The sequence below is a fragment of the Mesorhizobium sp. M0207 genome, from assembly GCF_040321995.1.
Lineage (GTDB): Bacteria > Pseudomonadota > Alphaproteobacteria > Rhizobiales > Rhizobiaceae > Mesorhizobium.
Map to the genome: position 1 here is coordinate 1 of NZ_JAMYSQ010000038.1, position 15,010 is coordinate 15,010.

Genomic DNA, 15,010 nt, shown 5'->3' on the forward strand with positions numbered 1-15,010 from the left:
CCGCATGGACGGCATAAGGTCACAGCTGAAGTCGATCGGGCTCGAACCTTATGATTGCCTCAATCCAGGACTGATGGACTATATCGCCACCTGGACGGCCAAGAGATCCGGCGCGTTGCCGGCCTAACGAGTGATCAGACACTATCTTTGGGGGCCGGACGAAATCGCCCGGTCCCCAGGCGTTGGAACGAACGCAGGCGAGCGCGTAGACGGACACGCTCCGTAAGTCATTGCCGACGTGCTGTCAGCCTCGGGGGGCGTTGGGCTCAACGGGAATACGCTGAAATTGGTCCAACCGGATCGTATAGCTTCAAGATCAGCGACTGCGATCAGTTGGTTCTGGCTTGGCGCGGCCCAGATCGTGGACTAGCTTGGATATCGCGGGCAATGTCGCGCCCAAAGCGCGATGGCGGCAAGGTGGTGCTCCTTACCAGTACGATATCGAGCGCCTAGCGGGGCTTGAACAGCAGCACCATCAGCTTGCTGCGTTTTGTCCAGGAAACCAGCCCGTATACCAGCGCGACCCCAGACCAGCCGATACCATCGGTGCGGCCGCGAACAGGGCGGGCGTCGGGGAAGCGTCGTGTGGCGGCCGGCAACAGTGCGAAAGCCAGCGGTCACTGGCTGTCACGCGAAGCCGGAAGTCGGTCACGACCTGTCTCTGTTTCAATGGATCCGTCGCCGGCACATTCGGTCGATTTGGGCCACCGGGCAAGGCATTGCATTTCAGAACGGCCACATCTGCCGCGTGGCGCCGCGGAAATCATGGGCACATTCTGCTTTAGCCGGCCAAGATGGCAATGTACTATTTGCCAATAAGCTGGCCATGGTTGCAGGACTATTCTAGGCCAGACCAAACCGAAATGAAGCTGATGACCGATCGCGCCAGGTTCCTGATCATTGACGACCATCCGCTGTTTCGCGAGGCGCTGCATAGTGCCGTGCAGATGGCCTATCCGGAAGTCGACACGGTCGAGGCACGCTCGATTGCCGAGGCGCTCGAGCTTCTGACGGATGCCAAGCCCTTCGACCTGGCGCTGCTCGATCTCAGCATGCCCGACGTGCATGGGTTTGACGGGCTGCTGCAGCTCAGGACGCGTTATCCGCGCCTGCCGGTGGTCATCGTCTCCGGCTATGAGGAACCGAAGATCATTTCCGAGGCGCTGTCCTACGGTGCGGCCGGCTTCATTCCCAAATCGGCGCGCAAGAGCGACCTTGCCGCCGCCATCCGCTCGGTGATGGAAGGCGCGATCTATGTTCCCGAGACTTATGAAGGCCGGCCGCGCGATGCCGACAGCACCGACCGCGCCGAGATGGTGCAGCGCCTGGCTACGCTGACGCCGCAGCAGCTCAAAGTGCTGCAGATGCTGCGCCAAGGCCTGCTCAACAAGCAGATCGCCTACGAGCTGCAGGTCGGCGAGACCACAGTCAAGGCGCATGTCTCCGAAATCCTGCGCAAGCTCAACGTCTACAGCCGCACCCAGGCGGTGATCGAGGTTTCAAAGCTCGACAATGCCGAGCTGTTTCGCGATCCGGCGGGGTTTTGAGGGGTCGTTGCCGATGCCCCTGCAAACGAAGCAGCAAGGCGCTGCGATCAGGTGAATGTCTCAAAGGCGTTTGATCTGCTGCTCCCTATCCGAATGACATAGACGAAATGATTTCTCTCGTTTCGGCTACCTCATCGATGAGATCGTATTCCTCGCCTTGCGCGAGGTAGGTCACGAATGCAAAATCGTTTCCATTCGACAAATACCAGGCCAATAAGGTTTGATCTGTAGTCCGCGACGAAACGCCAACACACATTACGTCGCCAAATTTTCTCTCAAAAATCCGCTCGACATCTATGAAATTGTTTCGACAAAACTCGATCATAAACGTTCTAAGAACATCGAAATCTGCATTTGGCTTTTCCCCGCTTCGACATTTCGCAATAGAGAATTGAACGGTGCCGCCGGCATCTGATTCTTTAACTAAGGTAGGCGGCGATCGCTCGGGGAGGTTGTCAGTTATGTCTTCCCATCCGACGGGCAAGTCGAAGGTGCCGTAGAACTGCGTTGTCATTGTGGGTTTCCCGGGCCCCCTCAGTCGCGCATGGGCATGCCCGGCATAGTCACGGCACCGCGTCGGCGCGCATAAGCGTCACCCTTGTTATCCGGTTTGCATGAGCGTGATATGAGATATGTATTGAATGATGCGCCTCGTCGAAGCGGTCCCAAGGGCCGTATTCACCCAAAAAAGGATCTCTCCGTGCCGCGCCGCTTTTTGAGGGCACGCCAAAGATATTCAGCACGTCGTTGCGACTGGATGAAAAGGGGATATCAAGGAGGTCTCGATCCAAATTGTCAGCTTCTATGAATATGGTGTCTATTTTTTCATCGCGATCGCAGATGAAGGAAAATTTGTGACGCGCAGAAACGTAATCTATGCGGATTTCCGGAAGATCATGATCTACAGTTCGTTTGAACTTCCAGGATTCAAAAGGCGGTGACGTCAAAAGAGATGACGCCGGTTTTCCCAAGTAATCGAGGATCGCGTTAGCCATTCTTCAAGCCAGCAGATGCGCCAGCAACGCCCTCAGTTGGGCCGGCTTCAGCGGCTTGCGCATCAGCTCGATGCCGGCGGCGCGGGCGGCCTTGGCGACACTTTCCGAGCCGTCGGCGGTGACGATCAGCGCCGGCACCGCGCGGCCGAGACAATCACGGACTTTGGCGATTGTGGTGGTGCCGAGGTCGCCGCCGTCGAGATGCTGGTCGGCTATGACAATATCTGGCAACCAGTCGGTGTCGCCAAGCATGTCGAGCGCGTCACCGGTCGAGGTGGCGGGGCGCACCAGACATTGCCAGCGCTCGAGCAGGGAGGTCATCGCCTGCAGCACGTCGATGTCGTTCTCGACCAGCAGCACCCTTGTACCGAACAGACCGTAGCCGCGCGGCCGCTCCATGTCGACGGTGCTGGCGATTGGATCGGCCGTGTCGCCGATCCCGACCGGAACGTCGATATGAAAAATCGTGCCATGTCCGACCTTCGACGAAAACGTGACGGGATGGCCGAGGGCCGCGGCGATGCGGCGCACGATGGCCAGCCCCAACCCCAGCCCGCCGGCGGCAAGCCCGGCATCCGTCGGGATCACGCCGCGATGGAATTCCTCGAACACCGCCTCGCGCTGGTCGTCGGGGATGCCGCAGCCGGTATCGGCAACGTCGATGCGGATCGTGTCGCCGCGATGCCTGGTGCCGACCAACACGCCGCCCGAGCGGGTATAGCGCAGTGCATTGGACAGGATGTTCTGCAGGATGCGGCGCAGCAAGGTTCGGTCCGAACGAACGAGCGCATCGACCGGCCGGAACTTCAGCGTCAGCCCCTTCATCTCCGCGACCGGCTGAAAATCCGAGCGCAAAGACGAAAACAACGTCTCCAGGCTGACATCGGTGATGTCGGGCTGCACGACGCCGGCATCGAGCTTGGAAATGTCGAGCAAGGTGCGGAGCAGGTCCTCCATCGTCTCCAGCGATCGCTCGACCTGGCGGACCAGCTTTCTGCCTTCCTCGCTGGTCTGTACTTCGGCAAGCGCCGAGACCGACAGATGCGCGGCGTTCAGCGGCTGCAGCACGTCATGGCTGGCGGCCGCCAGGAACCTGGTCTTGGACAGGTTCGCCAGCTCGGCGTTTTCCTTGGCTGCGTTCAAGTCGATGTTCGACTGCTCCAGCCGGCGCAAGGTCGAATGCAGCTCTTCGGTGCGGCTGCGCACCCGGCTCTCGAGCGAAATGGCGGTCTGGAACAGCGAAAAGGCATTGCCTTGCTGGTCCATGGAACGCTCGACGCGGCTGATCAGCGCGGCGTTGATCTTCTTCAGCCTTTCCAGGTCGTCGATGTTCCTGAGCGGCATCCCGGATTTCCTACTCCGCCGCTTCGGCCGCATTGCGTTCACCGAAGGCGATGCCGGTGAAGGTCTGGTTCAGATGCATCGAACGGTACTGTTCGCCATAGGTGCCGAAGCCGAGGACGTTGTTGACCTTGTAGAGTTCCGAAATCTCGCGATAGACCTGCCGATTGCGCGCGTCGAGCCGGCGCAGCACGCAGTCGAAACCGAGGATCAGGTCAATGCCGCCAAGCCTTTCGCTGACGTCGCTGAGCGCGGCGCGGGTCGCCTCGACCATGTCCTTAGGCTGGGCGACGGCAAGCACGACACCATCGTCGATGGCGCAGAAGAACGACAGCGAGCCGTCCGCGTGCATCTTCTGGATTGAACGGCAGTAAAATTCGCCGCCGACTTTCACCACCACCGGATGCGAGGCAAAACTCAATGGCGTCAGCATCTGCGCGACAACGCCGACCGAGGCGGCATATTCCTCGGCGGCAATGGTGGCGTTGAATTCGCGCACGATGCGATGGTCGGGATCGGATGCCGTCACCACCAGCTTCTCGTCGGTGGGAACGAAATTGTCGGTCTTGAACACGTGGAAAGGAATTTCCGTGGTGACCAGCACGATGATGGCGCTGTCGGAGGTCACTTTGCCGTTCGAGATCAGCCGTGTTGTCTCGAATTTCAAATCATCGCCAGCCGACCCACCGATCAGTGGGATGTCGTCGAGCCCCCAATGGATGGCGGAGGTCACCGCTTCTTCGGCATAAGACAGGCCGTCGATCAAACAGAGCGCGAAAGTGGTGTCGGCCCGCTCGTGCCCGAGGCGCTCGTGTAACGAACGCCTCAGCGCCTCGACTTCGCCGGTAATCCCGTCCATGCCCGATGAGGACAGATTTTCGATCATGGTGCTGGCTGCCGAAAACGATACGGAGGGAAGCAGCATAGCCAGGATCTGGCCTTCCTCCAGCCCCTTGGGCGTTATCTCACCGGCTGTCGAGCAGCCGGCATAGTGGAGCGCCGGTGCGTGGGTCTTCAGCGCTTCCGACAGGGCGACGGCCTCTATGAGGCTCTGCGAGAAAAACAGGAGGGCAAACCCGGCGTCAATGGCCGCTGCTTCCGCTGCCACCGCCCGGGCGAACGCATCCGCGTCAGATTCGTCGGTCGTGAGCACCGAAACGCCGCATGCATAGCGCGTCCGTGACTTGGCCAGCGGCTTCCTCCTCCATTTCCTCCAACGCTCTTTTTGTGCGCGTCTGGCGCGCCGGCGTCGAGGTCATTGTTGTCTTGAAGCGGTGCTTTGGCAATGAGCCAACATGATGGATTTGAAGTTTCTGCCGTTTGACGGCGTCCGCGCAGCCGCTCATAGACGAAAGGCCGCATCGCACCGCCATCCGTGCAACGAAGGCCCAGCTGAATTTGCCGCAGGCGAATGTCAAGGCTCGACGTGCGAAGAATGGGGCAGGGTATCGCGCTTAGCCGTTGCCGCTTTGGACAGGGTGCTAGTCTAGCCTGGCGGTTGTCGTGGTCAATCCGGGCAGGTGACAGCCTACGCCATGCGCTCGGCAAGCGGGCCAGGACCGACACCACCGATGCTGCTGTAACGCTGCCTTCGTTGGGTCGAGCGGCAAGTGCCCGTTGCGCGGCACCGAAGCCGGGGCCCTGGCCGGGCTCGTCGCTCGCCGCCGTCAGATTGTGCGGATGATCGCAGCCGGGAGAGCCATGCCCGCACCGCCATGGCAACGCAGGCACCAAAGAGCATCCAGCCAAAAGGAAAAAGACCGGCTGGAGAAGGTGTTGTTTCGCGGTTATTTCCGATCGCTTAGACTCAATTAGGCGACTTTGAGATCTTTCATCGCCTTTTCAACGACATCCTTGATCGGCCTCGATACATCTTCGGCAGCCTTGGTCGTCACGGCCTGAAATTCCTTGGCCTGCTCGACGGTCTTTTCGAGCTGCGTGCGCAAGAAGGCAGTCTGCAGTTCGATGAACTCGGACGGCGACTTCACGGCAACCAGGGCTTCGAGGTGCGAGAAGCCGGCTTCGGCATTGGCGCGCAGAGCAGCAATTGTCTTCAGCGACAACTCGTTGCCGACGGTCTTGGCGGTTTCGAAGCTCGACTGCAGAGCCTTCTGGGTCGTCTCGGTGCCTGACGCAAATTTCGCATAGGCTTCTTTCGACTGCTCGACGCCCTTTTCGGCGACAGCGCGGACCTGGTCGGCAGCCTTCGACGCGTCGAAGGTGGGGAATGCGGTATTTTCAACGGTGTCAGCGGTCTTGGCCATAGTTTCCATCCTTTCCGGTGGACGGCCTTTCACAAAAGCCGTCTCGTTCATTTACGAAACTGACGTTACGGCATTTATAGTGCATTGCAATATTTTTGTGCGACGCACCATCCCTCTTCCAGCGTTCCGAGGGGGCATGCGGAGGGTCGGTGGCATCTCGAGATCGCCGGTTCTGCAGGAAGAACTCTTCTGGACGGATCACCTGATCCAGCATAGCCTCGCAACAGAGCACGACGTTTTGCCACCTGCGTATCTACTTCAGCCGCTATTCGGCAACCGTCCAAGTCTACGTCAACGAAAGCGTTAAATTCGTGCGCCGCAAACTTTCAGTCGGCGTACCCGCTGGGCACAAGGCGATCGCTTTCCTTAGCGCGCCATCGAGAAGTTGCCTCGATATGGCGGTGGTTGACGCGAAGGCGCGCCTCTACCGCTTCCAGTGCGCCGTGAAGTGACCACCCCTGGTGGTCTATCGGTTAGCCAAGTTCCGGATCAGTGCGGATGCCTGAAGAAGACAACCGCTTCCTATCATCCAGGCATACAGTCCCACATGATCCGACGGGCTGAAGCCGGTGGGCAAATGCACGATAGGCATTCGAAACGACTTATCGTCGATCACCAACCCAACGGATCGAAGATCCGGTGGCACGTTTCCGGGAATTGCCAAAATTGGGGTATCCTTGTCCCAGACCAAGCTTGTCGCCAGCGACTCTTCATTATAGGCAACCGAAACATCCGCCCTGTGCTCCGGTGGGCGCCAAAGCTCCAGTTTGAGGTCATAAACGCAGCCTGTCAGACCATTTTCGACCGGCACCATCCAAGGTTCCAAGGTGGCGGCCGTCGTGTCGGAAACGCCACGAGATCCACCTATGGTTTGGAGCTGACCAGCGGCATTCCCCAATAGATCCGAAATCGCAGTCAAACTCGAAGAAGCGCCTGCCGCCCCGTTAGACGTTGATCCAGAATCCGATGCGTCGTCAGTCACCACAATATCGGCAGGTCCCGGCAACGCAGTGACCGAGCCATCGTCACCCATCAAAGTGACAGTCGATCCACCCTCGATATGCACGAGGTCGCCCAGTCTGAACAGTTTGCCGAGCTGAGGGCTGTCCGCGGGAGGATCGACAGCGACAACGACATACTCGCTGGCCGCAAGAGCGCTCGAGCAGGAACCAACTGCTGCGATGGCCGCAGCCAGTAGGAAAATGATTTTGGGTTGCCGATACATGACGCACGTTCAACCATACGCTTGTTTTACTTGCCTTCAAGATAGATCCTATCGCCAGCCTCACCCTGCTTCAGTCTCCCAAGGTGATAAGCAACGAGGCCATCGTTGGGATATTGAATGGCCAGCGATGCAAAGGCAGCAGCGGCAGTCTTGTCGCGCGCGGACATCAGCAAGTAAGCTTGCGAGTAAGCCTCCACCATCTCGCGATTCATACGCCCGTCTTCCAGCAACTCGAAGGCTGAGATCCACTCAGTCTTGCCTTTCAGACACAACACACCGGACGGCCGAAGCAGGTAGTCATCGGAAGAGTTCGCCACCTCCTCGCTGATGCAGTTCACGGTACCTAGAAACTTGTTCGCGCCTTCGAGCCTGGCAGCGGTGTTCACCGTATCGCCCATGGCCGTGTAGTTGAAGAATCGATTGCCCCCAAAATTTCCGACAACTGCAGGTCCTCGATGGACGCCGATACGAGTGACGCCAACGTCATGGCCTCTAGACTTTAGATCTGTCCGAAATCTTCGAGACATCGCGACGGTAGCAAGCGTTAGTTTTAGGGCCCTTTCGGCTTGGTCCTCCTGCACACCCGGTGCGCCAAAAAAACCAATGACTGCATCGCCTATTAGTTTGTCTATCGTGGCGCCATGTTCAATGAAGAGACCACAAACCGCCTCGAGGTATTCATTCAGAACCGTAGCAAGTACCTCTGGTTCCGTCCGTTCGCCCAAACTGGTGAATCCCTCAAGGTCGGTGAACACGCACGTTATCAAGCGTTCGGATCCGCCGAGGCGCAGCGACGCCGGCTTGCTGACTAGCTCTGCCACGACTGCCGGGCTGAGATACTGAGAGAACGCGTTCTGGACGAAACGCCTTTCTTTCGAGTCCCGGTGCCATGCCAGAATGGCGACGAATCCGGAGAGCCCTAGCAGCAGCATCGACGGCGCGACCATAGGTAACAGAATTCCGGCCTTGGCAAACGCGGTTGCTTCTAAGATCAAAACCGAAACGACTGCGCCGATGATGACCACAGGTTTCACCAACACTGATATGCGGAGCCAAGCGACCCAGATGCAGAGCGCCGTCGCGAGAACGAAGGGCGCAAACGCCGCCACCGCCTCTGGCGTAATGATTTTGTCGCCCTTGATCAATCTCGCCAGCGCATTGGCATGAATAACGACACCCGGCAGCGCTCCGGCAACAGAGCCGTTCAGCACGGCAAAGGGGGTTGCATGACGATCCTGCAGCGGGAGGTCAACGCCGATCAAAACGAACTTCCCGGCGAACCAGGCCGGGGGCGCGAAAGCGGCGGCGTGTGCCGGATATATTGTCCATCGTGCCGGATGAATGCCTGTAGCCCGATAGTAGACCATCTTCTCCGCAGCTTGCGATGCCGATATGCCGGCGGTCTGCGCAAGCGCTGATGCAAAGCTAGGTTGCCAGTTGCCATTCACCACGCGCCCTGGAAATTCTTCCCGCACAACCCCGTCGACCCTATCATGAGACAGGGCGGCCAGTCCGCGGATGGCGCTTGGCGCGAAGCGACTAAGATACGACAGTTGCTTGTCGGTAAGGTCGTCCCCGTGTGATGCAGATGCGACAATTACCGGACTTTCGGCCGCCTCGATAACCTCAGCTAGGCGCCGATCCTTTTCCGCCTCGGTTGGCTGATCGAAAAGCAAGTCGATGCCTATTGTTCTCGGATGAGCCTTATCGATTCTCTGCACGAGGTCGGCCAAGGCACCCCGATCCAGCGGCGATCTATAGGGAAACCTTTCCAATGTCTGCTCTGTGATCGTTACGATCACGATGTCTGTCGGGGGCGCGACGAAGGGCGAGATGGTCGTCATCAAGACGTCGCGCAGCAGTTTCTCGCCTGAGGGAGAGAATGTGGCAATGCAGGCGCCCAGAATGAAAAAGAATCCGAGCGACGCGAGAAGGCGCCCTTTTTGAACCATTCCGATCGGCGTGAAGACGGCCAAGCTGCGTGCAATTCGTTTCGGTGTCTATCGGCGTGAATCTACACAGCATAGACCGCTGACGAACTGTGGGCTAGCGGCGGGCCCTTCGCTAGATCCGTTGGACTTGACACTGCGAAGCACCGGGCTCAGTCTCGCAAGATTGCTCCGGTTTTGTCCAGTCTATCGACTGGTGAACCCGCTGAATGAGCCGAGACTAAGGATATACAGCCATGATGGCGCTTCGCTTCGCCATTGCGCTTCTTCTAGTTTCGCTGAGCGCCCAAGCGTGGGCAGAACGGCGCGTCGCGCTGGTCATCGGTAATTCTGCCTATAGATACGCGGTTCCACTTTCCAATCCAAAAAATGATGCGGTGGATATGACCGCAAAACTGCAGGCGTTGGGCTTTGAGGTGGTTGCAGGCGAGGACCTCGATCTGAGCGGGATGCGCGGCACGGTTCGAGATTTCATCGGCAAGCTGGATGGTGCCGACATGGCGCTTCTCTTCTATGCCGGCCATGGCGTCCAGGTGAACGGCACCAACTACATGGCTCCCGTTGATGCGCGGCTATCCACATATAACGACCTCGACTTCGAAGCCGTGCCCATGGACCTCGTCTTGTCGGCCATGGAGCGAACCACGAAGGTCAACCTGGTATTTTTGGATGCTTGCCGGGACAGTCCTTTCTCACAGAACCTTGGGCGCTCGATGGGTACGCGATCAGGGACGGTCGGTCGGGGCTTGGCAAAGCTAGGCACGGGCGTTGGATCGCTCATAGCCTTTGCAACGCAGCCCGGGAACGTTGCGCTGGACGGCGAGGGAAGGAACTCGCCGTTCACATCTGCGCTGCTGAAGAATCTTGGTACGCCTGGCCAGGACATCTCCCGCGACCTCATCAACGTCCGTAGGGATGTGCTTGAAGCAACCGACGGCAAGCAAGTGCCATGGGACAACTCCTCGCTGACGGGCGACGTCATTTTGCAACCGTTGTCCGGAAACACCGCTGTCACGGCGGGTGCGAAAGGAGGGGACGTAGAAGTCGCCTATTGGGAGACCATCAAGGAAAAAACGGACAAGCGCTTCTTTGAGGCCTATCTCAGACAGTATCCAAGCGGCGCCTTTGCGGCGTTAGCCAGCTTGAAGATCGACGAGATCGAACAGGCAGCAACAGATCGTGGCAAAGCCCCCTCGATTTCCATCGCGGGCGTGGCGGTTGCAGAAGCTCATCCTGATTTAGATGTGACGCAAGCTTTGGCTGATCCGCGCGCGTTGACAAAGGCAACGCAAACAGAGCTAACGCGAGTCGGCTGCCTTGTCGGACAGGCAGACGGCAAATGGGGACCGGGAAGTCGGAAAGCTCTTCAAGCCTTTGCCGAGCAGCGGGGATTGAAGCTTGCCAGCCTGGAGCCGACGAAAGAGGTGTTGCGCGCAATCAAGAATATCCCAGAACGTGTCTGCGCTCCGGTCAAGGTAAAGGCTTTTGATGGCGCGTGGGCACTGACGCGGCGCGCAGGTAATTCCGCCTGCGATTACACTGAACAGTCAACGACAATCTTTATCGATGGAACGGAAATTTCCGCGATGGTGCCGTTGGCCGGAACAATCACCGCCGACGGGGCATTCGACATCTATTTAAGTTTCGTCGATGACGATGGTGCGCCAAGGCAAAACCATATCATCGGCAGGCTTCAAGGTGCGAAAGGCAGCGGTGAGTTTTCTCGAGTCGGAGGCGAGTGTGCAGGTGTCGTAAGACTTGACAAGCGTACTGAATAGGGCCGGCATTTGCGGGTCCGTGCAAACGCCGACCAAACCATTCGGACGTGGTCCGTCTCATTGAACCAACGTTGAAGTCGCGTGGACTTTGCCGTCGTCGCGCACCTCGTAAAATTTGTCGTTGTCAATGTAGATAAGATGACAAACTGGTTTACCTTGGTCTTGTGAACAGGCCTTGTCGCCGTCGAAAGTCAATGGAACTTTGACCTTTATCTTAGTTTTGTTGTTCACCAAAGCTTCGCCAATGATCTGTTTTTTCTTCCAGTTCCAGACAAGAGTGGCAGTTATGGCAGCTCCAGCGTCGTATATGATTACATTTACCTTTTTCCCATTAGCAAAAGTCTTAAATTCTTCCATCGATGCTTTCTTCGCGCTACTTGGTAGATCCTCGGCCCAAGCGGACATAGCAAGTGAAAACGTAGCTACGACAACAAGCGATAACAGTTTCATCCTATCCTCCCCATCCCCCGCCGGTTTGACTGAAATGTCTATATATTCTTAAGCGAGGAGACTGAAAATTATCATGATAACAAGCTTTCAAGAAGCGGAAATCAGCGCGTCCTAGATGTCGTTGGGGACATTTGCTCAAGTTGAGCGAAGCCGCACATTCTAGCATGTTCCCTAGGATTTGCGCTTAAGCCAACGCGTTCTCGGTGTTTACAATGCGCAGACCGCCCGCGCGTGTGATGCGTGGTGTTTGGATTGCGAGCCTCTTTGCACTTACCGCCGCGTATGTTGCCGACCAAGCGGGCCTTGAGGGCATCGTCTCGAAGCGCGCCGACAGCCCGTATCGAAGCGGCCCGACGACGAATTGGCTGAAGACGAAGAGCTTCACAGTCCAGGAATACGAACTATTGGGCGTCGAGCGCGAGCCGGGCAAGGCGGCATTCGCCTTGCTGGCGAAGCCCGGTACCGGAAAATATGCCGGTTCGGCTTTCATCACCTTGAACCAGGAGATGCGCGAACGGCTGTGGAAGCGTGTCCAAGAGCACGCCGGGCCACCGCCGAAGGGCAAAAACGGCCGGCGACCATGGGTCAGGCCGGGCTGAAAGCCCACGTCAAGCATCTACGGGGCGAGTTCGGATTTCGCCACGCCTCACTGCAGGATTCAGAGAGGAGTGATACCTCCAGCGAACACGGCACGAATTAGCCGGCAAACCGCGGCGGGCGGGTGCCTCGGGGACAAGATGGTAGATTGCCAATGCGTTTGCGGGTGTGGCCTTAAGTCGCAAACTATTGGCTTCAGAAGCAGGGCGTCGGGCTTCATTGACGGTGCTGCCAACACCATATGGTGATCCATAGCCTCCCAAACGAGAGAAGCTCGCCCCTGACGGGTCGCACTGCGGCCGTCACCCGGCAATTGCTGTGAACTAGGAAACCATCATGCCTGAAAATATCAGACTAACTTCGAGAGATGTCCCCCTCATTCAGCTAGGCCTCTATCAATGCCGCTTCCCGGTGAGCGAAGACCCGTCAGTACCCGGTGGTTATCGTTTTTGTGCTGGGCCAACTTCGCCGGATCGCGTCTACTGCGATCACCACCACAACATTGTGACCGCCGTGGACCCTCGTCGAGCCCGTTCGGGTCTCCACCTCGCTCAACGACGCGCTGCGTAAGTCTGACTGGCGGCGGCCTCCCGGCCAGGCGCTATGCGCTCCAAGGCCTTGGCTACGACCATTCCGTCGGCTCGGTCTGGCGCATCCTCCCTTATGCCGTCTTCGCCGATGTATCCCCCCGTCGCCCGATTGAGAACGACGACTTCTCGCCGAAGCGATCGCTTCGTAGCCCGACTGGAAGCTCAGTGTGCTTTTGTAGAGGTCGAGGGTCCAATCCAACGTCTGGACTCCACTGGAGTGCCTGCACTCGAGAGCGATTGGCTCTGCGGCAGCCGATAAGGACCAAATGCGCCATCTGCGGAAGTTCGAGGCATCGCCGATGAACGGCAGCCATCGGGCTCGTCGCAGAAGTTGGGGTGCGAGCGCACTATGGCGCAAGTCGGCCCCATTGCCGACTTTCCCGCACCCAATATTCCTATGAAGGATGATCTTGCTTTGAGGGCAACCACCGTCCACAACACAAAGGCTTCAACGGTTTTTATGCGGCCAATCGGACTTCTGCCGGGCCACAACCGGACAGCCGTTCACTCCGGCAACCCCGCGAACCGCATGTGTCCGATCCAGCGATCGAGGGCCCCGGGGGCGAGGTAGTTTTTCTCCCATTGCCTGCGTTGTTTGCTGATGGAGTCGCCGGGCGAGTCTTTGAGGAAAACCGCAAGTGCTTCCTTTGCTTCCCGCTTGTTTCCCAGACAAGCGTGGATCCCGGCAAGCATGCGCTGTGCGCCGCTCGGGATTCTAGACATTTTCCGCATCGCCGTCAGCGCAGCCCCGCAATCGTTCTTTTCGTAGAGCGCCCAGCCCATCTGCCAGTGGAACCAGTCAGGGTGGAAGGGATCGATGCCCTTGGCCTGCTCGATCCGATCAATCGCTTCGTCCGTGCGGCCAACGTTCAGCAGCACGCCTGCACTCATGACGAGGATATTCGAGTCGCTGGGGTTCAGGGCGATCGCCTGATCGTACCGGGCAAGGGCCTGCTCCATCTCGCCGGCTTCGGTGTGGATGCTGGCGCGGATGTTATGCGCCTCGGAATCGTCGGGAGCGAGTAGAATAGCCTTGTCGGCGTATTCGGCGGCCCGCTTCAACGCCTCGTCGGGGTTATTTTCCTGCTTGTGCCAGAATACCGCGTCATTGCGATAGGACCAGGCCATCCCGATATAGCCGAACTGGGCGTTCGGATCCGCTTCGATCGCCTTGAGGCTGAACTGCCTTAGCAGATCGTTCCCCGCGGCAGAGAAATTGATCTCGGCCCTTCCCATCAACTCGGCCCTTCCCATCAGGTAGTAGCGGAGCGCGCTGACCTGCGCGGCGTCACTCCTTGGCAGCGGGCGCTGGATTCTCTGCCCGACCCGATCCGCAAGCGTGCGGATGATTTCCTCCTGGACGACGAAAAAATTGCCAATCTCTCGGTTGTAGGTGTTGGCCCAGACATGCGATCCGTCATGCGCATTCAGCAACTGGGCGGTCACTTTCAGCCGGTCTCCGACCTTCTGCTGGCTGCCTTCGAGCAGGTAGTCGACGCCGAGTTCATCTCCGATCTTCCTGGTGTCGACCGGCTGGTCGCGGTACCTGAAGCTCGAGTTTCGGGCGATGACGGCATAAGTCTTGCTCCGCGAAAGCTCGGTGATGATCCCCTCGGCGACGGCATCGCTGAGATATCCCTTATCCGCGCCGGTACTGAAGTCGTCGAAGGGAAGGATCGCAATCCTCGGCATGTCGCTCGAAGGAACTGGAGCGGCTCGCCATATTTCCGCGCCGTAGTATGCGCCGATCGCTGCCGGGACGAGAACGATTGCAGCAAGAATGAAGCCGCGCTGCGAGAATCGTGTCTTGGCACGTTCCGTGTCGGCTGCGGCGTTTGCGTCCGCCGCGTCCGACGGATTGGCATTCAGCCGGTAGCCTCGCTTGGGGAGGGTTTCCACGGTCACGTGCGCGTCGTCCCTCAATGCGCGGCGAATATCGGCAATGCATTGAGTGAGGCTGTCGTCGGTCACGAAGGTCTCGGGCCAAACCGCCTGCATCAGCGCATCCTTGGACACGATTTCGCCCGGTCGCGCCGCGAGCACCGAGAGCACCTCGGCGGACTGGCTGCGAAGATTGACCGCTTTGCCTTCGACGGTTCGGAGTTCTTTGCTTTTCGTCAGGAAGGCAAAACCGCGAAACGTGATCGTTTCAGCAGATTTCAGGTCAATTTCAGGGGCCGTTCGGGACATTTCACCTTCCTGGCGCGCTTCCTAGTTTAGCCCATTCGGCCTTCGCCTCCAAGCGATCCCAGCAGCACCGGATGAAACGGAGGA

At 58.4% G+C, this 15,010-nt stretch carries 12 protein-coding genes and 1 pseudogene; 4 read left to right on the forward strand and 9 right to left on the reverse strand.

Annotation, left to right across the window (positions count from 1 at the left end; translation table 11 throughout):
- Together NKJ15_RS30465 and NKJ15_RS30470 are read left to right on the forward strand one after the other, a co-directional pair.
- Positions 1 to 127: pseudogene (locus tag NKJ15_RS30465) on the forward strand (S-(hydroxymethyl)glutathione synthase); the annotation flags it as partial.
- Positions 128 to 863: 736 nt separating this feature from the next.
- Positions 864 to 1,547, forward strand: a complete 684-nt coding sequence (locus NKJ15_RS30470) for a response regulator (protein ID WP_023679211.1) — start codon at positions 864 to 866, stop codon at positions 1,545 to 1,547.
- An 85-nt stretch (positions 1,548 to 1,632) separates the two neighbouring features.
- Here the strand turns inward: NKJ15_RS30470 and NKJ15_RS30475 are convergent, their stop codons facing one another.
- The 7 genes from NKJ15_RS30475 to NKJ15_RS30505 all read right to left on the reverse strand — a co-directional run bounded on the left by NKJ15_RS30475 (position 1,633) and on the right by NKJ15_RS30505 (position 9,348).
- On the reverse strand, positions 1,633 to 2,061 hold the full coding sequence (locus tag NKJ15_RS30475) for a hypothetical protein (RefSeq protein WP_352819422.1): 429 nt from the start codon (positions 2,059 to 2,061) through the stop codon (positions 1,633 to 1,635).
- Between the two features lie 49 nt (positions 2,062 to 2,110).
- On the reverse strand, positions 2,111 to 2,542 hold the full coding sequence (locus tag NKJ15_RS30480; RefSeq protein WP_352780222.1) for a DUF6392 family protein: 432 nt from the start codon (positions 2,540 to 2,542) through the stop codon (positions 2,111 to 2,113).
- Between the two features lie 3 nt (positions 2,543 to 2,545).
- The gene (locus tag NKJ15_RS30485; RefSeq protein WP_352503406.1) at positions 2,546 to 3,886 is read right to left on the reverse strand and encodes an ATP-binding response regulator; all 1,341 of its coding nucleotides are present in this window, start codon (positions 3,884 to 3,886) and stop codon (positions 2,546 to 2,548) included.
- A 10-nt stretch (positions 3,887 to 3,896) separates the two neighbouring features.
- On the reverse strand, positions 3,897 to 5,036 hold the full coding sequence (locus tag NKJ15_RS30490) for an FIST N-terminal domain-containing protein (protein WP_352819424.1): 1,140 nt from the start codon (positions 5,034 to 5,036) through the stop codon (positions 3,897 to 3,899).
- Positions 5,037 to 5,694: 658 nt separating this feature from the next.
- On the reverse strand, positions 5,695 to 6,156 hold the full coding sequence (locus tag NKJ15_RS30495) for a phasin (RefSeq protein ID WP_352531729.1): 462 nt from the start codon (positions 6,154 to 6,156) through the stop codon (positions 5,695 to 5,697).
- Between the two features lie 457 nt (positions 6,157 to 6,613).
- Complete coding sequence (locus NKJ15_RS30500; RefSeq protein WP_352819426.1) at positions 6,614 to 7,372, reverse strand: hypothetical protein; 759 nt, start codon at positions 7,370 to 7,372, stop codon at positions 6,614 to 6,616.
- Positions 7,373 to 7,398: 26 nt separating this feature from the next.
- The gene (locus NKJ15_RS30505) at positions 7,399 to 9,348 is read right to left on the reverse strand and encodes a CHASE2 domain-containing protein (protein WP_352819428.1); all 1,950 of its coding nucleotides are present in this window, start codon (positions 9,346 to 9,348) and stop codon (positions 7,399 to 7,401) included.
- 209 nt (positions 9,349 to 9,557) lie between these two features.
- On the opposite strand from NKJ15_RS30505, the gene NKJ15_RS30510 reads away from it, so the two are divergent.
- Positions 9,558 to 11,099, forward strand: coding sequence for a caspase family protein (locus tag NKJ15_RS30510; RefSeq protein WP_352819430.1), 1,542 nt, complete (start codon positions 9,558 to 9,560; stop codon positions 11,097 to 11,099).
- A gap of 57 nt (positions 11,100 to 11,156) precedes the next feature.
- Here the strand turns inward: NKJ15_RS30510 and NKJ15_RS30515 are convergent, their stop codons facing one another.
- A complete protein-coding gene (locus NKJ15_RS30515) occupies positions 11,157 to 11,549 on the reverse strand; it encodes a hypothetical protein (protein WP_352503416.1) in 393 nt (130 codons plus the stop codon).
- Positions 11,550 to 11,761: 212 nt separating this feature from the next.
- On the opposite strand from NKJ15_RS30515, the gene NKJ15_RS30520 reads away from it, so the two are divergent.
- On the forward strand, positions 11,762 to 12,148 hold the full coding sequence (locus NKJ15_RS30520; RefSeq protein WP_352819432.1) for a hypothetical protein: 387 nt from the start codon (positions 11,762 to 11,764) through the stop codon (positions 12,146 to 12,148).
- A gap of 1,092 nt (positions 12,149 to 13,240) precedes the next feature.
- On the opposite strand, the gene NKJ15_RS30530 is transcribed toward NKJ15_RS30520, so the two are convergent.
- A complete protein-coding gene (locus NKJ15_RS30530; RefSeq protein WP_352819434.1) occupies positions 13,241 to 14,926 on the reverse strand; it encodes a winged helix-turn-helix domain-containing tetratricopeptide repeat protein in 1,686 nt (561 codons plus the stop codon).
- Positions 14,927 to 15,010: the final 84 nt, after the last annotated feature.

What these genes read in the sequence shown, in the direction of transcription:
- NKJ15_RS30480 (WP_352780222.1), bottom strand. Translation starts at nt 2,542, where the DNA reads ATGGCTAACGCGATCCTCGATTACTTGGGAAAACCGGCGTCATCTCTT.
- NKJ15_RS30485 (WP_352503406.1), bottom strand. Translation starts at nt 3,886, where the DNA reads ATGCCGCTCAGGAACATCGACGACCTGGAAAGGCTGAAGAAGATCAAC.
- NKJ15_RS30515 (WP_352503416.1), bottom strand. Translation starts at nt 11,549, where the DNA reads ATGAAACTGTTATCGCTTGTTGTCGTAGCTACGTTTTCACTTGCTATG.
- NKJ15_RS30520 (WP_352819432.1), top strand. Translation starts at nt 11,762, where the DNA reads ATGCGCAGACCGCCCGCGCGTGTGATGCGTGGTGTTTGGATTGCGAGC.
- NKJ15_RS30510 (WP_352819430.1), top strand. Translation starts at nt 9,558, where the DNA reads ATGATGGCGCTTCGCTTCGCCATTGCGCTTCTTCTAGTTTCGCTGAGC.
- NKJ15_RS30475 (WP_352819422.1), bottom strand. Translation starts at nt 2,061, where the DNA reads ATGACAACGCAGTTCTACGGCACCTTCGACTTGCCCGTCGGATGGGAA.
- NKJ15_RS30530 (WP_352819434.1), bottom strand. Translation starts at nt 14,926, where the DNA reads ATGTCCCGAACGGCCCCTGAAATTGACCTGAAATCTGCTGAAACGATC.
- NKJ15_RS30470 (WP_023679211.1), top strand. Translation starts at nt 864, where the DNA reads ATGAAGCTGATGACCGATCGCGCCAGGTTCCTGATCATTGACGACCAT.
- NKJ15_RS30500 (WP_352819426.1), bottom strand. Translation starts at nt 7,372, where the DNA reads ATGTATCGGCAACCCAAAATCATTTTCCTACTGGCTGCGGCCATCGCA.
- NKJ15_RS30495 (WP_352531729.1), bottom strand. Translation starts at nt 6,156, where the DNA reads ATGGAAACTATGGCCAAGACCGCTGACACCGTTGAAAATACCGCATTC.